Here is a 19381-nt window from a genome sequence, read left to right as displayed (position 1 = left end):
GGATACAGATGAAGAAACTATTTTTGATTATTGGTGCCCCAGGCAGTGGTAAAACAACGGATGCGAGTTTAATTGCTGAGAAAAATAGCGATGTGATCGCACACTATTCAACCGGTGAACTGCTTCGTTATGAAGTGGCAAGTGGTAGTGAACTGGGTAAAACGATTGATTCGTTTGTCAGTGCAGGCAATCTCGTTCCTCTTGACATTGTTATCAATACCATCGTGAGCGCTATCAAAAATAGCCCTAAAAATGTTGTCCTTATTGACGGTTTTCCACGCTCTGATGAGCAGATGAAAGCACTCGATGCCATCCTTGCTACAGAGACAAGTGTTAAACTCGTTTCTGTCATTGAAGTCGAAGTCAGTGAGCAAGTTGCATGCGACCGTGTTCTAGGACGCGCACGTGGGGCGGACGATAACGTTCAAGTCTTCAAAAACCGTATGAAAGTGTACACAGAGCCACTAGCTGGCATTCAAGCTTTTTACGGTGCAAAAAACCTTCTGCATAAAATCAATGGTGAGCGTACCATCGAAGAGATCGTAAGCGAGATGGAAAGCTTCGTTAAAAGCAACATCTGATGCACCACTTCTACTCTGTGATCATCGGCACTGAGCTGCTCAATGGTCGCAGAGTAGATAAACATTTTGCCTTTATCAACCAAGAGTTACGAAACCGCGGACTTTTACATGTAGGAAATTTCGTGATCGAAGATAGCCCTGCTCTCATTCAAAACTGCTTTACCATGATTTTACAAGACCCTAACAGTGTGATGTTCTGTTTCGGGGGCATTGGTGCCACACCCGATGATCTTACCCGTGCTATCGCAAGCGAAGTTTTCACAGCTCAGCCCTTGGCTTTACATGTAAAAGCTCAAGAGCTCATTGTTAACCAGTTTGGCGACGCTGCTTATCCTCACCGTATTAACATGGCGATGCTTCCTCCTCATGCTGAGCTACTGCACAATGTGGTCAATAATGTTCCAGGTTTTTCGCTGTTCAATCGCTTCTTTTTTACCCCAGGCTTTCCCTCTATGTCATGGGAAATGGTCAAAGAAGCCCTCAATCAGCATTTTCCTATACAGCCGCCACTCTTGACGGCTTCTTTTATCGTAGAATCTACTGAAAATGATTTAATTGAGATTATGGAAGCACTGCCCAAAGAGCTTCATTTCTCCTCTTTGCCTCGTTTTGTAGGGGAGAAACGGATTGTTGAAATTTACCTTGCGCACCATGAACACGATTTTTTAGAACAGTGGTCACGCTATTTTAAAAAAGCTGCTGTGAAAAAAGGGAAAACAATCAAGGATTGTTAGCATAATACTGATCAATACCATCGCTAATTCCCTCGACAAGATGCCTTTGGTACTGAGGATTGAACATATTATTGGACTCTTCAGGATTGCTGATGTAGCCTAATTCCACCAAAACAGAAGGCATTGTAGCCCCTACGAGAACCCAAAAAGGTGCTTCTCTAACACCGCCATCTTCCACGCTGTACTTTTTGCGTACGCTTTTGAGCATACTTGATTGCACATCTATCGCGATTTTGTTGGAGAGCACTATCTTTTCACGATTAAAGACATTAAGAAAGGTCTCTTTGGAGTAAAAATCCATCTCTTCCATATCCGATTGGTTCTCTAAAGCAGCAACGTTTTTAGAACGCTCTGAGCGATCGGGAGAGAGAAAAAAGGTCTCTAAGCCTTTCATAGAGAGTTTTTTGGCTTCCGTTGGTGCTGCATTAGCGTGTAGGGAAACAAACAGATCGGCATTTTTATCATTGGCGACTTTGGTGCGATCCCGTAGGTTGATAAACTCATCTCTTTGACGGGTATAATAGACTTTGTATCCACGAGATTTGAGCTCTTTTCCCAGCTGAAGCGCCATGTCAAGCACCAAGTGCTTCTCCATGCGTTGCTTATACCCAATTGCGCCTGCATCTTTGCCACCATGCCCTGCATCAATCACAATCGTTTTATCTTTTTTCATCCCTTTTTTACTTGAAGCTTTAGTTGGAGCAAGAGCTGGCGCTACAGGAATCGCGGAAGTTGCAGCCGTATACGATTTGGAAGAGGACTCAGGAGTTGCTGCCACAACGGGAATTTTCTTAGGAGTTTCAGCCATTGGTGCTATGGTTCGTTTCTCACGTAAAATGGGTTTTTTATCCAACGATAAAATCACTTGATTATCCAACACACTGACATACGTTTCAAAGGCACTGGAAGCATCTAAAATAATGCGAATCGTATTGGTATTGTACTGGCTGATACGTAGATTTTGCAATTTTTTAGGGGTCGCAATGGTTAGCGGTGCATTCATAATAATAGCAGGAAGATCGATAATTTTTTTATAGCTATCTGCACTTTTTAAGACAAAGACCTTGACACTATTTTCAGCAACCGCAGAGCCAAAATCAAGCACAATCTCCTCTTCGCTAGTGGTAACACGATGCAATACATTTTTCCCCTTATAGCTTTTTGGAAGCGTTGAAGTGAGCTGTGTTGTTGCAGGCAGAGCAGACGTTGCGACAGGAAGCGTTGTTGTTTTAGAACTACTGCTAGATTCTGCAAAACTCTCTTCTGCTACAGGTGGAGGAATGAGAGGCTTGGAAGGGGCTGTTTTTTGACTTCCTTTACTCATTGTGGCGAGTTCAGATTCATACTTAGACGCATCAAGTTTAAGGATTTTTGCCGTTTTAATAAGGCGTTCTAACGTCTCTTTTTTAAGCGCATCATCACTTTTGATAATCGATTGAATATAGATCGCTTTGAGCCCATGAAAGACACGTAACATCTCATCGTTATTGGCACTTTTCATTTGGACATCGTATTGCTCTAGTTGTTGCATGTAGTTGGGTGCTCCCAAAAGAGCACCACACATCAACACCAAAACAAAGAATGCTCTAATTCTCTTCCCCATGTACCAACTTTGCAATCAATTCTTTGACACTGATAATTTCCTTGAGTTTATAACCGTTGGCTCCCGTAAAAAAGAGCCCTGTCTCTAATTTTCCCATGTAGGCGTCACTCAAGCTATCGGCAATGCAATACCCTACGGCTTTAGCCTCTTGTCCTCGGTGACAGGGGCTAACACAGTTACTAATACAGCGAATAGGAGGACCTTCTCTTTTTTCAACCATCTGAATGAGATTGGTTCTTACCCCTCGCGCTGGGTAGCCAACGGGGGATTTAAAGAGTTGAATATCTTCTTTATGCGCTTTGAGTAAAACTTCTTTAAAATTTTGAGCTGCATCACACTCATGAGTTCCGATAAAACGCGTTCCCATTTGAACACCATCTGCGCCAAGTGCGATCATTTTTAAAATATCGTTATGATCCCATACGCCACCTGCGGCAACGAGTGGAAAATCGCCCCATGCTTTGATCTCTTCTTTAATAGGTGCAATCAAATTTTCAAGCTGATACTCTTCCATAGCGCATTGCTCGTAGGTAAAGCCTTGGTGTCCGCCACTCAAAGGCCCTTCAACGACGATGGCATCAGGAAGTCGGTTGTAACGTTGCGTCCAGCGTTTACAGATAATCTTAAGGGCTTTTGCCGAAGAGACAATGGGAACCAACGCCACATCAGGATAATCCGCGGTAAATTCAGGCATATTGGTTGGAAGTCCAGCTCCAGTAATAATAATATCAACGCCCGCTTCGCACGAATCTTTAATAACACGCTCATAATCATTGATCGCGTAGAGAATATTCATCGCCAATGGTTTTGATCCACAAATTTTACGTGCATTGTTCACAATCGCGGTTAATGCCTCTTTTGAATAGAAATTCTCGGTTTCAAAAGGACGCGTATTGATATTTTTCTTACTAAAATGTGTGTTCTCATAATAGCCTGTTCCCACAGAGCTAATGACACCCAAACCGCCTTCTAAACTCACTGTTCCAGCAAGTTTATCCCAGCTGATACCGAGTCCCATACCACCTTGAACAATCGGATATTCAAGGGTGTATTTGCCAATTTTAAGAGGTTTAAACGCCATTACTGCACCTTTAATCGAGCAAATTTTCGCTTACCGACTTGCAGAATATACTCTCCGCATTCCAGTTGTAATTGTTCATCGTCTACTTTTTCTTGATCCAGTTTTACAGCACCTTGCTTGATATCGCGTCTGGCTTGAGACGTCGAAATTTCAAGTCCACAATCCACCAAAGCTTTGGCGATCCAAATCGGGTACTCGTTACATGTAAAGGTTTCAATATCGGTTGGAATCTCATTTTGAGAGTGAACTCGGTCAAACTCAGCCTTAGCTTCCAGCGCTTCTGCTTTACCATGGTAACGCTCAATGATTTCTAACGCAATCATCTCTTTGGCATGTTTTGGATGCACAGTGCCAGATTCTACCTCGTTTTTAAGGGCTACAATCTCTTCTAAACTTTGAGTACTGAGCAGTTCATAGTAACGCCACATCAACTCATCACTGATACTGAGCATCTTACCAAACATCTCAGAAGGGGCATCGGTAACACCAATGTAATTGCCGAGCGACTTGCTCATTTTATTGACGCCATCGAGCCCTTCAAGCAGAGGCATCATAATAACCGCTTGTTCTTTGCCGATGTTGTAGGTGCGTTGCATATGACGTCCCATCAAAAGGTTAAACTTCTGATCGGTTCCACCCATTTCGATGTCGCTTTTCATCGCAACACTGTCATAGCCTTGAAGCAGTGGGTATAAAAACTCACTGATCGAAATAGGCATTTGAGACTTGTAGCGTTTTTCAAAGTCTTCACGCTCTAACATACGCGCAACACTAAAGGTCGTTGTCAGTTCAATTAAACCACTCGCCCCCAGTGAATTTAACCATTCTGAGTTAAACATAACAACGGTTTTTTCAGGGTCTAAAATTTTAAAGACTTGCTCTTTATAGCTTTGCGCATTGGCTAAAACCACTTCGCGTGTCAATTTCTTACGTGTCTCATTTTTACCCGTTGGGTCACCAATCATGCCGGTGAAATCACCAATTAAAAATTGTACAACGGCGCCAAATTTTTGAAGCAGTGCCATTTTTTGAAGTAAAACCGTATGCCCTAAGTGAAGATCAGGAGCGGTAGGATCAAACCCTGCTTTGACGAAAAAGGTCTCCCCTTTTTCAAAATAATTTTTGAGTAATGTAACAATACGCTCTTCATCAATAATCTCACTAATGCCTCGTTTGATCTCTTTAAGCGCATTTTGAATCCGCATATCCATATCTCTTATTTCCTTCTTCGATTATTTATAAGCATCATTGACCGACACAAATTCGATCACGCGGTATTTTCCTTTGAGGTTTTCACGCACAGCATTGACGTTTTTGTCAGGCAGTTCTAAAATCATCTCAAAATAGTCTGCATGCCCCTCATCTTCGGCTTTTCCAAGCTCTATGGTCACCAAATTGATCTGCATTTTAGCCAAATAAGCTAAAAATGAGGCTAAAGATCCTTTTTTATTCTCTAAACTTACAATGAGTTTGTAACGATCGGGCGCTTCTTTCGTCCATTTTACAAAGACCATTGGTTCGCTCTCTTCCATTAAACTAGCCGCTCGTTCACACAGTTTATGGTGCACAAACACATCATTGCCTTTTTTAAATCCAACAATGTCATCACCCCGTTTTGGATGACAACAATAGTCAAAATAGACGTTGGCTATATGATGGTTTGAATAAATCACAATGTTCTCAAACTTCTGTTTTTTAATGTGATAACGATCTTTTTTAAGCAGAGGAAAAAGCAAGGTATCTTGCATCGCGTAAAGTTTGAGGGTGTTCGAGACATCTTGCAAATAGATCGAATCGGTTGCGATTTTAAAGATTTTTTTCGTTGCATGTTCTTGTTCAACCCATGCTTCAACTTTATTCTCTGCCACGCCAAACGCATGAGAAAGAATTTTAATCGCCACTTTATGGTTGATCTCTTTAATCTTTTGACGACAATTCGCTTGAATCGTACTTTTTGCTTTTCCTGTTTTGACGCTATTGACCCAACTGCATCGGTATTTGGGCTCTTTTGAGGTGACGATGCGAACGATGTCACCGTTTTTCAGCTCGCTTAAAAGGGGAACTTTTTGTTTATTCACATACGCTTCATCCGCGTACGTCCCTACTTCGGTATGCACTTCGTACGCAAAGTCTAAAACCGTGGCACCTCGTGGCAATGTAAAAATGTCACCTTTAGGCGAAAAAACGGCAATATCTTCGCTGTAGAGATTATCTTTGGCAATCGCATAAAAATCTTCAATATTTTCAATATCTTCATTTTGGTTGTTCAGATCATTGAGCCAATCGAGTTTTGGATTGAGTCCGCCTGATTTGTACTTCCAGTGAGCGGCTACGCCATACTCTGCCGTTTTGTTCATATCATAGGTTCGTATTTGTGACTCAACAATGGACTTGTCATCAAAAACGGTGGTATGAATCGTCTGATACCCATTCTCTTTTGGAATCGCAATATAATCTTTAAAGCGCGAAATCAGAGGTTTAAAATGCTGATGCACAATCCCAAGCGCACGGTAACAATCAATCGGTGTACGCACAATAATGCGAATCGCTAAAAGATCCAAAACCTCTTCAATCGTCACCCCTTTACGCTGCATCTTAAGGTAAATGGAGTAGTAGTGTTTAATACGTTTTTGAATCGTAAAATCACTCTCGATAAATCCCTCTTGAAGCATATGGTTCTTAATTTTAGAGATAAAGTGATTGAGACGCAGTTGAAGTTGTTGCCCATGCTCTTTGATATAACCATCGATCTTGTTATATTCATTGGGCATGACATAGTAAAAGCTGAAATCTTCTAAAAGATTTTTAATCGAAGAGATACCCAAACGGTGCGCAATTGGGGCATACACCACCAAAGTCTCTTCGGCAATGCGACGCTGTTTGATCGGATCAAGTGCGGCGAGAGTAAGCATATTGTGCAAACGATCGCACAATTTGACGACCAAAACACGAACATCGCGAATGGAGGCAATGAGCATTTTGCGAAAAGTAAGCGCAGAAGCGACCAATTTGTCGTTGGAGGACGAAGGGATGAGTTCTATGTCTCGAATCTCAACAATCTTCGTCAAACCATCCACCAAATGCCCGACTTCTTCGCCAAACATCGCTTTAATATCTTCGGAAGAACAGGAGGTATCTTCCACGACATCATGCAATAAGCCAGCGACGATCATTGATTCATCTCCCCCTAAATAGGCGACAAAAACGCACACTAAGATAGGGTGAATGACATACTCTTCACCGCTTTTACGATACTGCCCTTGATGTTTGGCTATCGTAAAAGCAACGGCTTTTTCAACATTGGCAGATGGTTTAATGTATTTGTATAAGAGTTCAACCGCTTTATCAGAGCGTTTACACTCTTTAACAATCTCGACTAACTCTTCCAAAACAGGCTACTATAAGTCCGTAATAGATTCTAATCTAATTTTGCCTTCGGCAATTTCAAGAAGGGCAATGTCTGTAAACTTTTGTTTGTTTTTATCCGCTTTAATGAGTGGTTCTGCACCATTTGAAAGCTGATCCGCTCTTTTAGAAACCATCATAACCAATCGATAACGATCTTGTCCGACAAGGGATAGGGCTCTTGCGGTAATTTCTTCTGTTCTTTCCATTTTAGTTTCCTTATTTATTTCTAACGATTGAGCAACTCTCTAAGTTACCCTCAATAATTTTCTGTAAATTCCCTTTGGCAAACATATTGCAGATCACGATCGGAAGATTATTGTCTTTTGCAAGTGCAATAGAGGTATCGTCCATCACTTTAATATTATCATCCATCGCTCTATCGTACGTAAGCTCAGCCAGCTTTGTAGCATCTGGAAATTTTTTAGGATCTTTGTCATAAACACCATCAACCTTGGTTGCTTTAATAATCACATCAGCGCCAATTTCAATTGCTCGCAGTGTTGCGGCTGTATCGGTTGTAAAGAAAGGATTGCCCGTACCTGCGGCAAAAATAACAATACGCCCTTTTTCAAAGTGACGTTGTGCACGTCTAACGATAAACGTCTCACAAATCGCTTCCATTTTGATCGCACTTTGAACGCGTACTTCCATTCCAACGTGCTCTAATGCTTCTTGCATTGCAATGCTATTGATCACGGTGGATAGCATTCCCATATAATCTCCGCTGGTCCGTTTGATAATACCATCTTTTGCGGCACTCACTCCTCGGATGATATTTCCCCCACCGATGACGATACCCACTTCAATGTTATGAATCACCAATGATTTGATCTCATCGGCGATAAATTTTAAAATCGAAGTGTCAATACCAAACCCATTATCACCCGCAAGCGCTTCACCAGAGAATTTAACTAAAACCCTTTTTCTCTTCTCCATATTGTATAAACCTTTCTGCTTCTAGGCATAGAAAACTTCTTTATTTTATCCTAAAAGACCTAAAAAGTTACTTTGCAATCAGTTCTAGTGGGTCAATATGAAAGTTCTTCTGCGTCACTTCAAAGGTGAGATCATTATCCACACGACCGATCACATACCCTTTTTTAATCTTCTGCCCTACTTGAATCGTAGGTGCAATTTTAGAGAGATGCGCATAAATCGTATGAATCTCATCGCCATTTTCAATAATCACCACTTTTTCCATCGAAGCAGTATCTTTGGCAAAAATGACTTTACCATTAAGGACACTTTTGACCGTTGCATCAGGGGTTGAAGAGGCTAAGACAACCGATTCATTGAAAATTTTGATCTTGTAAATCGGATCGACATAGTCGCCAAACTTGCGCTTCACATTGTAACTATCCAGTGGAGCAATGGTTCGCTCTCCTACGTATTTTTTAACCGTGCTGTTTTGATACGAAGAGCCAATTTGTCGGATGTTATTATCGCTACCACCCACGGTTGTAGGCGATTTATCTCGTTTGGCAGCATTTTTTTCAGCTAAACGTTTGCTCTCTTCTTGCACTTTAATGATTTTGAGTTGTTCCAACGTTGTGCGAATTTCATCACGCTCTTTGGCAATATCATCGAGCTGTTTTTTGTAACTCTCCTTTTTAGCATTGAGCGTCAAAATAGAGCTTTCACGCTTTTTTTCTAAAGAAATTAACTCATCTTTTTTACTTTTTGCACTTTGAATTTCCGTATGAATCGTCTTGATTTCTTGGCTTTGAGAGGAGATTTGATCGTTGATTTGCTTATAATCAGAGGAGAGTTTACTAAACTCTTTGCGCATGATCGTATCCATCTTTTGAAGCACTTCATCGACTAAAATGCCATCTTCATTGTCCAAATAATCACTATCAGAAACCAGATAAAAGGAGAAGTCTTCTGCAATAATTTTGATGATTTTCTGCTCTAAATCCTTCTTTTGTGAGGAGAGCAGTTGGGTATCTTTGGTGAGCTTTTCAAGGTATTCGGATTTACGCGCCACCGTCTCTTGGGATTCATCAATCGTGTTGCTTAAATTTTCAATTTTATCTTTAATCTTCTCAATCTCTTTTTCGCCCTCAACAATGTCACTGGCTATATCTTGGAGTTTTCCATGAATTTGCCTCTCTGCTTGAAGTTTTTCTTGGAGTGTTTTGGCTTTTTCATCAATTTTTTGTGCTGTATTGGGAGCTGCAAGCACCATCCATGGCAGCAAAAGGACCACGCCTAAACGCCATGCTCTCATACACGACCAATCTTCCGTGCAACAATCGTCACAGCCAAGAGTGAAAAGAGGATAGACGCACCTATCAGTGTGCCTCCTTCCACCAAAAGATCAAAAGGAGGAATGACAATATCAAGCTCAGCGGCAAACGTTTGAACAACGCCCATTTGAGGGGCAATAGTGTAAAGAGCACACACTACAATAGAGCTAAAGAGTGAATCGACCAGTGTCATACGGTACAACATCGCACTTTTCATAAAGAAAGAGGCACCAAAAAGTGTCATAATCGACATACGTCGATGATGCTCATAAGTCCAAATACGAATCTGTTTAAAGATCAGTAAAATCGCCACAAACGCAACAAAAAATGCAAAAATATAGACCATCGTTTGCAAAAGCTGTAACATTTTAAACATCTTTTCATGCGTCTTCGCAAAGGTTTCAATGCGCGTAATGGAGGTCATACCTAAGAGTTTTTGTTTGATGGTTTCGACTCTTTTTTTATTGGGAATCGATTCTAGTTTGAGCGAGTAAAACTTCGGCAATGCTACTTGCAAAAGGGCTAAATTTTTAGAAGACATATCATTTTTAAGACGATCCAAGATCTTTTTACTGCTGATTTCACTGATCGACTCGATCTCAGGAATTTGCTTTTTAAGCTCATCTTCTTTGAGTTCATTGGAAGAGACAACGACAATCGCGTAGTCATTGACCACTTTGGTCGCGTAGTCGTTGACAATGCTCTTAATCAGATTCGTAAATTGAAACGAAAAAAGCAGAACAAAAACAGAGATCATAATGGAAAAATGGCTGCTAACTGACCTCATGTAAGACGCCGCTTTCTAAGAAATAGTGTTTATAATCGATCCCTAACGTTGAGGGAATATTGTGCGTTACCACCAGTACGGTTGTGCCTAAATGCTCTTTGGCACCTTTGAGCAGATTCCAGATCACTTCACTGGAGTAACTGTCCAAATTGCCCGTTGGTTCATCGGCTAAAATGAGGACGGGATTGTGCGCAAGAGCCCTTGCCATCGCGACACGTTGCTGTTCACCACCGCTGAGCTCATACGGATATTTATTGATTTTATGCAATAACTTCACGTGTTTTAAAAGCTTGTGCGCCTGCTTGGTACAGACACCTTTTGAAAATCCGCCGATGATGAGGGGCAACATCACATTTTGCTCCACCGTCCACTCATCGATCAGTTTGTAATCTTGAAATACCACGCCTAAATAGCGTCTTAAGAGGTTGAGTTTGGAACTGCTAATGTTTTTAAAATCGACACCACACACATTTAAACTGCCGTGATTGGGGAAAAGTTCGCCATAGAGTGATTTGATAATCGTTGATTTGCCACTACCACTTTTACCTGTAATGAACACAAACTCTTGCGCTTTGATCTGCATGCTTGCATCGGTAATGATGGGCTCATCTCTGCCATAGCTAATATTTAAGCCACTGGCTTTAATCACATATTCCATGAAACCACTCTTTAATTAAGGTATGGGCTGCCACATTGCTTTTGGTTGCTAAAATTGTCTCAGGAAGATATGTTACTTTTCCTTCTTGTATCTGTATAAAACAGCGCTCATTGCGTTCATTCGCACCAAAAGAGAGGCGAATTAAGCCACTTTTTTCATTGATTTCAAACAGCTCTTCAAAATGGACAAAAAAGCCTTGACCTCGCAAAAGTTCGTCTTTAAACGCATCTCGAATCTTGGCAAAATTAACCGTTGCATCAAAGTGCAACCGACCCAGTTTTGGAATCGGTGCAGCCTCAATTTCATTGGTTAAGATCACATCGTAGATGTCTTTTTCCATTTTACGCCAACGATCTTCGTACTTACTCGTAATCTCTAAATCAGCATTTTTCTTTACATGTACATCCGCTTTGCTCAGTTGCATCATCTGCGAAAAGGTAAATTCAAAATAGAGCGGACTATCGGTTCGAAGCTCCAATGTCCCTTTTACATGTAAGACACGCAGTGCCTCTTCAATGAAGGCGGCGGAGAAGACACGACGGTGTGGTTTTTTATCCCAAGGGACAGGAAAATGCACAAAAATGCGCCCCACCACATTGGAAGGTAAAAACTCCATAAACAGTCTCGCGTCATAGTCAATCACGAGAATATTCTCGATAGTTTGAAGCTCACACTGTTTTAAAACCTGCTCGATGGAAGGCTTATGAATCTCCAGTCCAATAAATTGGATATGCGGATTTTTCTTGGCTTGATGCAACAGATGGCGTCCGCTTCCAAAGCCAATTTCGACCCAAATTTCGCGCGCTACATCAAAATGGTTTGCAAAAAATTCGATCTCTTTGAGGTAGGGCGAATGCTTTACATGTAAGAACTTTTTAGGCTCAATGTTGGTGAAAATCTCCTCAGCTTCGCTCGCATCACGAAAATCAATCAACACTTTTTGCAAAAAAGAGGCTTGGGTTGGACGGGTGACTTTATCGCCCTTGACCAACAAAACTCCGTCTTCTTTTTGCTGAATCCGAATGAGTACCTGCTCCCCTTGCGTTGACGCCATCACCAGCGTATTGCCTCTTTTAGAGTGCGCTTCATACGTAAAGGTGGTCTCGTTATACGTGCAAGGGTAGCCTAAAGGTTTAAGTGTCTTGGTATGAAAATTTGGCATAAAAAGCTTTTATTCCTTTGGAATTTTGATAACGACGCTATCCGAAGGATTCGACGCAATGCCGTATTTATCGATTGCAATAATTTTGTATTTGTACTCCACGCCAGGCAGTGTATCTTGGTCAATAAAATTGCTTTCAAAAATACCGGTAAAACTCTGTTTTTGGGTCTTGCCTGAGAGCTCAAACTCTTTGGTGATGGTGTATTTAATCGCATTATCATCCCCACCCCATGTGATATAAATGGAGCCACCATCATGCTTCACCGAACGCACCACAGGAGAATTGAGCGCGGAGAGCGTCATGCCCGTTACCGTGCCTTCTTGCTTAGATTCAAGACCATCGACATCCACGGCGACAACACGGTAGTAATAAGTTTTGCCATTTTCATTGATCAAGTCTTCAAACTCGGTATTGACCGTTTTACCATAAAAACTGTAAAAGAGACTCGATGTGGGTGAACGATACACTTTATAATAGGCAAAATCACTCGTTGTGGATGGGCTCCACGTCAAGACAATCTTTTTCGGTAAATTAGAACTTGCTTTCACGCCTGTAATTGCGCGTGGAAGTGCTTTTGAATGTGCTTCTACGGTATCACTTGGTTTAGAGAGAACACCGTCATTGGTTTTCACTTTCACACGATACCGATAGACGTAGTTATCTTTAATATCTTGATCAATGTATTCGGCATTCAACCTGCCTTTGACCTTACCCACTTCATCCCATGAGGTTGATTTGTATTCGTTGCGCTCGATGATGTAGTACTCCACATTCGCCATCGCATGCGGTCGCCAAATAATTTTAATACGCGCAGGAAGCTCTGAAATCGCGGTGATAAACGAAACAGGCTCAACGGAACCGAGTGTTGCACTCTTTGCAACAGGTGCTAAGGTTGTCACATTCGCCACCATACTGAGTCCTGATTCATGTTTGTCGGGTGAATAGGTGCTCATCTGGTAGGCATAGCTGGTATTGGGTTTTAACTCGGTATCCACATAGTGTGAGATATACCGGTCTTTAATCGTCGCAATTTTTTTCATACTGTTGCCACTTTGACGGTACAGATAATACCCTTCAATTTGCGCACTGTAAATTGGTGTCCACTCAAAACCAACCTCGGTGGAACCTGGCAGAGTTCGAATACTCTCTACACGAGGTAGTGAAGCGTCAACGACGGGCTCTTTCGGTGTTTCAAGTGTCTTTTCGCAACCAGTGATTATTAAGCTTAAAGCCATTAACGATGCTATCCAAAGTAATTTTTTCATTGACCTCTTCCTTACTGAAATGGTGTGTTAAATAGGCATCAAAATCATCCCATAATGGAGCATGTATTTGCAACAGTTGCCCTGTTTTTGGATGTTTAAGATACACAATATACGCATGTAGCATAACTCTGGGTATTGTACCATTTTGGCTCTTAAAGCCGTATAAACTATCCCCTAAAATGTGACGGCTAAGCGCTTGGAGGTGCACGCGGATCTGATGGGTTCGCCCCGTAAAGAGTTTAGCAGCAATGAGCTCTTTTTTACCATCACGCGAAGTCAAAAGTTTTGCAAAGGCACTTTTTGCCATGCGTCCATCTCGTTTTGCAACATCCATTTTAAGGCGATTGTTCACACTACGACCAATGGGAAGTTCCACGACAATATCATCTTTAAGGGGCAGATCGATGAGCGCAAGATAGTATCTGCCCATGCTTTTATCTTCCAATTGCGACGAGAGGCTTACATGAGCTTCATTGTTTTTAGCGATGACCAGCGCGCCACTCGTCTCTTTATCGATGCGGTGGACGATACCATGGCGCTCTTCACCACTGATCGTTGAGAGATTGATGCCTTTAAACTGAAGCCAATCGACCAGAGTTGCTTCTTTTACGCTTGGTGCGCCATGCACGGTTAAAAACGGCGGTTTATTGACCACCAAAAGATCATCATCTTCATACAAAATTGGCACATCAAAATCAATGTCATAACTGCTTAGACTTTGCGTCGCCTCAATAAATTCATAACGAACGATATTGCCTTCTACTAGCTTTAAACTGCATTTCGTACACAGCTTTCCATCAACCGTGACACCGACGTTTTTAATCAGTTTTTCGACCTGATTGCGCGATAATTCCAGCGCTTCGCTCATGGCGGCATCGAGTCTTTTTGACTCTTTACATGTAAACTCCATCCAGCCTACTTTCCTCTATTTTTTGATATACTTTCCAAAACGTTCCAAAGGGATCTAGTGTTTCAAATTGATAGGCGCATCTTAACACATTTTGATTTTTTAATTCCTATACTCGTCCTTCCTATCATCACCCTCTCCTATTATCTGATCGCTGAGGCCAGTGGAATGCTCGCCAATAAACAGATCGTTTACTACGCGGTTGGTTTTTTGGCATTTTTTATTTTTTTTATTATTCCCATCAAAAAAATTGAATGGGTCATCCCTTTTTTCTACTGGATGACCATCATCTTGCTCGTGAGTGTTGATTTCTTTGGCATTGCAAAACTGGGCGCTCGACGATGGCTTGAGATCCCTTTTGTGCACTTTACGATTCAACCCTCTGAGATTTTTAAACCTGCGTTTATTCTCATGCTTGCCTATCTCATTAAACACAATCCTCCCGATGAAAAAGGGTATGGTTGGAAATCGTTTTTTAAACTGAGCTTTTACATCGTTTTGCCCTTTATTCTGGTAGCAAAAGAGCCTGATTTGGGTACGGCGATGATTTTACTGCTGCTTGGTTATGGCACGCTTTTTGTCATCGGTGTGCATAAAAAGATCTGGATCACCTTGGCGATTCTCATCGGCATCAGCAGTCCACTGCTCTACAATGGCTTGCACGATTATCAGAAACAGCGTATTGCAGATTTTGTCTCCGAAAAACCCAGTTACCACGTGAAGCAATCCATCATCGCCATTGGTTCAGGCGGACTCACAGGAAAAGAGCGCAGTGAGGCGACCCAAACCCACTACAAATTTTTACCGATTGCGACCAGCGATTTTATCTTTGCGTATACCGTTGAGCGCCTTGGTTTTTGGGGCGCGCTTGGGCTAATATTGTGTTACGCCTTTTTAGTCACCCATCTTCTCAGCCTCAATTTCATTCTCAAAGAGGATTACTTTGCCAGAGTCATCACCAGTGGGATCTCGTTGCTCATTTTCTTTTACATGAGCATCAACATTGCGATGACCATAGGGCTTGCTCCCGTGGTAGGTGTGCCGCTTCCTTTTTACAGTTATGGCGGCAGCAGTTTCATCACTTTTTTCGCTCTTTTTGGCATTTTGGAAAACCTTTTAGCGTTCCGATTTGACCCGACCTATCGTTCCATTAAATATTCGCTCTAACGCCGTATCTAACGTTGTTTTTTCATCTATTTTTTATATTCTTTTAACAATTAAAAAGATACAATTTCACTCTTTAAAATGGGTCCTTAGCTCAGTTGGTTAGAGCACCCCGCTCATAACGGGGTGGTCGAGTGTTCGAGCCACTCAGGACCCACCACATGCTTCTTAGTTTTGAATTTGTTTAATTTGATACACAAAGGTAAATGTTATGAAAAAAGCCCTTCTTTTTCTAGCAATTGTTTCACACATCACTCTTTCTGCTGGTTTTTTAGATGATCTTATTGGTAAAGAGAAAGCTTTTTTAGAAGCCAATGGTTTCAAATGTACTGAGTTTTCCTGTGTGACCAAGGATCAAAATTATTTCAACATTAAACTTCTTGACAACGCCATCGAATACGTTGAAGTCTATAGCACCGACAAAGATGAAGTCTACCGCGTTGCACTCTACCTGTATCAAAACGATAAACTTAAAAACAAAGAGATGGATGAAGCTTTTTTTAAAGCTCTTCAAAAAATCAATGAAAAATCTAAACTCTCGTATGATCTTTCAAAAATCAGTGATAAATATGGCAATGAAGCCTTGGTAACGATCACCGATACGAAAAGAGCGACTGCTTATGTCAATACGCTTCGCGATACATACATGGAGAGTATGAAACAGTACACCGAATCTAGCAGTCGAAAGTAATTTTGGCTGCTTTGCTGAGGCTTGCTTGACGCGTATTTTACCTCTCTTAACGCTCTCTTGTTTTTTACAAGAATGTGATACAATACTCTTTTATACGTTCATTGAAAATACTTTATGAGAGATAAAACCTTATGCAAGTGATTATAGCAGGTGCAGGGAAAGTTGGCTACAATATAGCCAAACACCTGATGCACAACAACAGCGTGACGATCATCGATCAAAACGAGTATGCCATTCAAAACATCCACGAAAACCTCGACGTTTTAGGAATTTGTGGTAATATTGAAAATCCCCATACCTACCTTGGGATTAACCCACACATCGATCTTTTTATCGCCGTCACCGATTCGGATGAAGTGAATCTTCTCTCTTCTTTAATTATTGACAACATTGCAACGGTTAAGCGCAAGATTATTCGTCTTAAAAACAATTTCTTTGCCAGTGAACAGGTCAAAACAAAGCTTAACATTAACGAGACCATTGTTCCCTCTTTTGAAGCAGCGCAACCCTTTAAATACCTTGTCGATTTCTCTCACGCACACAATGCCAAAGCCCTTGCGTTCACTAAAGCGCTTCTGGTTTCCATCCGACTCAAAGATAACTTTACACCACGTATGATCTCGACCTTTGTGGGTGAACTCAATGGCGAACTTGCCGTTGCAGGGATGGAGCGTCAAAAGCAGTTTTTTGTCCCCAAACCTGTGGAGACGATGCTTCCGAATGATCTGGTCTACCTCTTTGCCTTTCCTAGTGCCATTCTCTCCCTTCGCTCACTCGTGTGCGAAAACAATGAACCTTCTACTCCCATTAAAAATTGTGTTATTTTTGGAGCCGATTCGCTTGGCGTTGAGATTGCAAAGGTACTCTTGAAAAAAGGGATTGATGTTCAGATTATGGATAAAAACATTGAGCTGTGCCGCAAAGCCAATATTGAACTCAAAAACAAAGCAACCGTGCTTAAAACAACCTATGATGCCGATCATATCGTCAATAAAACCCGTTTTGATACCGACATGTTTATCGCTGCGACGAAAAACGATGAGTATAACATCACCAAATGTATTGAAGCCAAGCAAAAAGGGATCAAAAAGATCATCGGTATCAACAATGACATCGCGTACTCCTCTTTGATGCGCAACCTCAATATCGAAGTGGTGAGAGGTGAAAAGATCAATGCCTACTACTCCATTTTAGAGCGCATTCAATCCAACAGTATTGTCATCCAAAAGAAATTTTGTGGTGGCGAAGGCTCTGTGATTATGCGTAAAATTGATGCTACCTCCTCGTTAATTGGTGAGAAACTGCACCTGCCTGATAAAGTGGATGATAAAGGACATTTTATTATCTTACGAGGGAATGATATTTACGAATACCGTCTGATCCCAACCTTTGAATGCGATGATGTGATTGTCGCGTTCACCAAAGAGTCCGATTTTGACGTTGTAGCCAAATGGCTTCAGCAAAATGTCTAATGTAAAAGAACGCCATGAGTATTAAAAGCATTCTAAAATTTGTCTCTGCTGTTGGACTGGTTGTCTTTTTTTTGTTCCTCATTCCCCCTATTGTAGGTTTTTTTTACAACGAAGATGTTTTTATCTACGCTGTATCGATGTTTGCCCTGTTTATCATTAACCTTTCCACCTTTTTGATTCTTAAAAATGATGAGATGACGCTTGGCATTAAAGAGAGCATTGTCTCGGTTAATTTTATCTGGATTCTTTTAGGAATTGGTGGAGCCATCCCACTCGTGCTTTACACTAAAATTGATCCTGCAGGTGCTTTTTTTGAAGCGATCAGCGGCTTTACCACCACAGGGGCAAGTGTTTATACTGATGTTGAAATCTTGCCCAAAGCCATTTTGTTTCACCGAAGTTTGATGCATTGGATTGGGGGTATTGGTATCATCGTTTTAGGGGTTGGGCTTTTACCACTGATCAATCCTAGCGGGTCACTGAGTCTGTTTAAAGCCGAATCGACGGGCATTTCGATGGATAAAATCACGCCTAAGATCAAAGATACTGCTAACCGTATCTGGGCAGTTTATATCCTCTTTACACTGGCCAATTTTGCGCTTTTGATGCTCTTTGGTATGAACTGGTTTGATGCCCTTAACCATGCTTTTTCGACCATTTCGACCGGTGGTTTTTCTACTAAGAATAGCTCACTAGCCGGCTTTAGCGATGGTGTGATCTGGACAACAACGTTTTTCATGCTGATCTCAGGCATCAACTTTTTAGCCCACATTCGTTTCTTTAACGGCGATAAATGGGCGTTTAATACCGAAGAGAACCAGTGGTATATTGGGCTTATTGTCTTCTTATCGTTTGCGATGGCGCTTGAACACACACTGTCAACGCAAAACTCTTTTTACAACTCATTGATGCACTCCTTTTTTACCGTTACAACACTGGCTTCGACCACAGGATTTGCATCACTGGATTATGAAAAATGGGGTCAATTTACGATGATGATCGCTATCATCGCTATGATCATGAGTGCGAATGCGGGCTCAACGGCAGGTGGTATTAAGATGATTCGCTACGTGCTCTTTTTTAAAAATATCGTACTGGAGATCAAGCGCACCATTCAGCCCGATGTCATCACCTCTATTTTTGTCGATGGAAAGCAGATTAGAAGCTCCATCATCAACTCAGTTTTTGGCTTTTTTGCACTGTTTATTTTAACGGCGTTTGGGGTTACGATGTATTTGTTTGCCAGAGGATTTGATTTTTTAACCGCATTTAGTACCTCCATTGCCATGATAGGCAATATCGGTCCTGGCCTTAATCTTACAGGACCTTCGCAAAACTACGCCTTTTTTACATGGTATGATAAATTGGTTCTTTCTGCAGCGATGATTATAGGAAGGTTAGAGTGTTACACCGTTTTTATGATGCTCAGTCGTCATTTTTGGAAGAAGTTTTAAACGTTTTTCACTCTTTACATGTAAGGATTGAAAAACGTATCTATTGCGCCTTTAATCTATTTAAACCCAAACTGCTAGTTGCGAAGAAGGGTCTAAAAATTGCTTGAGACTCCATAAAAAGCCGTGGGAGGCGAGATTATGGAGCGAGATATTATAACAGTTTA

At 41.4% G+C, this 19381-nt stretch carries 18 protein-coding genes and 1 tRNA gene; 7 read left to right on the top strand and 12 right to left on the bottom strand.

All coding sequences use genetic code 11. The annotated features are described in order from the left end of the window. Nucleotides 1-8: 8 nt before the first annotated feature. Together JU57_RS02475 and JU57_RS02470 are read left to right on the top strand one after the other, a co-directional pair. Nucleotides 9-581: an adenylate kinase gene (locus tag JU57_RS02475; RefSeq protein ID WP_037956539.1), complete on the top strand. Its 573-nt coding sequence runs from the start codon at nucleotides 9-11 to the stop codon at nucleotides 579-581. Further along, nucleotides 581-1315, top strand: coding sequence for a molybdopterin-binding protein (locus JU57_RS02470; RefSeq protein WP_037956537.1), 735 nt, complete (start codon nucleotides 581-583; stop codon nucleotides 1313-1315). The genes JU57_RS02475 and JU57_RS02470 overlap by 1 nt, the downstream gene beginning before the upstream one ends. On the opposite strand, the gene JU57_RS02465 is transcribed toward JU57_RS02470, so the two are convergent. The 12 genes from JU57_RS02465 to JU57_RS02410 form a co-directional block, all read right to left on the bottom strand. After that, a complete protein-coding gene (locus JU57_RS02465; protein WP_037956534.1) occupies nucleotides 1302-2918 on the bottom strand; it encodes an N-acetylmuramoyl-L-alanine amidase in 1617 nt (538 codons plus the stop codon). The two genes, JU57_RS02470 and JU57_RS02465, sit on opposite strands and share 14 nt — an antisense overlap. Then, nucleotides 2902-3999, bottom strand: a complete 1098-nt coding sequence (locus JU57_RS02460; protein WP_037956531.1) for a nitronate monooxygenase family protein — start codon at nucleotides 3997-3999, stop codon at nucleotides 2902-2904. Before JU57_RS02460 ends, JU57_RS02465 begins: the two co-directional genes overlap by 17 nt. Continuing rightward, a complete protein-coding gene (tyrS, locus tag JU57_RS02455) occupies nucleotides 3999-5204 on the bottom strand; it encodes a tyrosine--tRNA ligase (RefSeq protein ID WP_037956879.1) in 1206 nt (401 codons plus the stop codon). The genes JU57_RS02460 and tyrS overlap by 1 nt, the downstream gene beginning before the upstream one ends. 27 nt (nucleotides 5205-5231) lie before the next feature. Then, the gene (locus tag JU57_RS02450) at nucleotides 5232-7388 is read right to left on the bottom strand and encodes a RelA/SpoT family protein (RefSeq protein ID WP_037956528.1); all 2157 of its coding nucleotides are present in this window, start codon (nucleotides 7386-7388) and stop codon (nucleotides 5232-5234) included. A 9-nt stretch (nucleotides 7389-7397) separates the two neighbouring features. Then, nucleotides 7398-7613, bottom strand: a complete 216-nt coding sequence (locus JU57_RS02445) for a DNA-directed RNA polymerase subunit omega (RefSeq protein WP_037956525.1) — start codon at nucleotides 7611-7613, stop codon at nucleotides 7398-7400. A 10-nt stretch (nucleotides 7614-7623) separates the two neighbouring features. Next, the gene (pyrH, locus tag JU57_RS02440; RefSeq protein WP_037956522.1) at nucleotides 7624-8343 is read right to left on the bottom strand and encodes a UMP kinase; all 720 of its coding nucleotides are present in this window, start codon (nucleotides 8341-8343) and stop codon (nucleotides 7624-7626) included. 67 nt (nucleotides 8344-8410) lie between these two features. Beyond that, the gene (locus JU57_RS02435) at nucleotides 8411-9637 is read right to left on the bottom strand and encodes a M23 family metallopeptidase (protein ID WP_037956519.1); all 1227 of its coding nucleotides are present in this window, start codon (nucleotides 9635-9637) and stop codon (nucleotides 8411-8413) included. Further along, complete coding sequence (locus JU57_RS02430) at nucleotides 9634-10443, bottom strand: FtsX-like permease family protein (protein ID WP_037956517.1); 810 nt, start codon at nucleotides 10441-10443, stop codon at nucleotides 9634-9636. The genes JU57_RS02435 and JU57_RS02430 overlap by 4 nt, the downstream gene beginning before the upstream one ends. After that, entirely contained in the window at nucleotides 10430-11101 is a 672-nt protein-coding gene (locus JU57_RS02425; RefSeq protein ID WP_037956515.1) for an ABC transporter ATP-binding protein, read from the bottom strand. The genes JU57_RS02430 and JU57_RS02425 overlap by 14 nt, the downstream gene beginning before the upstream one ends. Beyond that, entirely contained in the window at nucleotides 11085-12263 is a 1179-nt protein-coding gene (trmB, locus tag JU57_RS02420) for a tRNA (guanosine(46)-N7)-methyltransferase TrmB (RefSeq protein ID WP_037956513.1), read from the bottom strand. Before trmB ends, JU57_RS02425 begins: the two co-directional genes overlap by 17 nt. Before the next feature lie 9 nt (nucleotides 12264-12272). After that, nucleotides 12273-13529, bottom strand: a complete 1257-nt coding sequence (locus tag JU57_RS02415) for a hypothetical protein (RefSeq protein WP_294875390.1) — start codon at nucleotides 13527-13529, stop codon at nucleotides 12273-12275. Further along, nucleotides 13456-14439 carry an RluA family pseudouridine synthase gene (locus JU57_RS02410; RefSeq protein ID WP_037956511.1) on the bottom strand — a complete coding sequence of 328 codons (984 nt, stop codon included), beginning with the start codon at nucleotides 14437-14439 and terminating at the stop codon, nucleotides 13456-13458. Before JU57_RS02410 ends, JU57_RS02415 begins: the two co-directional genes overlap by 74 nt. Nucleotides 14440-14496: 57 nt before the next feature. Between JU57_RS02410 and JU57_RS02405 the strand changes: the two genes are divergently transcribed. From JU57_RS02405 to JU57_RS02385, 5 genes are all read left to right on the top strand, one after another. Further along, nucleotides 14497-15603, top strand: a complete 1107-nt coding sequence (locus tag JU57_RS02405; protein ID WP_037956509.1) for an FtsW/RodA/SpoVE family cell cycle protein — start codon at nucleotides 14497-14499, stop codon at nucleotides 15601-15603. An 80-nt stretch (nucleotides 15604-15683) separates the two neighbouring features. Beyond that, nucleotides 15684-15760: transfer RNA gene (locus JU57_RS02400), tRNA-Ile, on the top strand. A gap of 51 nt (nucleotides 15761-15811) precedes the next feature. After that, nucleotides 15812-16291 (top strand): hypothetical protein, encoded by a 480-nt coding sequence (locus JU57_RS02395; RefSeq protein WP_037956507.1) that lies wholly within the window; start codon nucleotides 15812-15814, stop codon nucleotides 16289-16291. A gap of 131 nt (nucleotides 16292-16422) precedes the next feature. After that, complete coding sequence (locus JU57_RS02390; RefSeq protein ID WP_037956504.1) at nucleotides 16423-17763, top strand: NAD-binding protein; 1341 nt, start codon at nucleotides 16423-16425, stop codon at nucleotides 17761-17763. A gap of 14 nt (nucleotides 17764-17777) precedes the next feature. Continuing rightward, the gene (locus JU57_RS02385; protein WP_037956501.1) at nucleotides 17778-19217 is read left to right on the top strand and encodes a TrkH family potassium uptake protein; all 1440 of its coding nucleotides are present in this window, start codon (nucleotides 17778-17780) and stop codon (nucleotides 19215-19217) included. Nucleotides 19218-19381 lie beyond the last annotated feature (164 nt).

This window comes from Sulfurospirillum sp. SCADC, from assembly GCF_000743525.1.
Classification (GTDB): Bacteria; Campylobacterota; Campylobacteria; order Campylobacterales; family Sulfurospirillaceae; genus Sulfurospirillum.
Note: the sequence above shows the minus strand (reverse complement) of the source record. Positions and strands in the feature narration are given on the sequence as shown.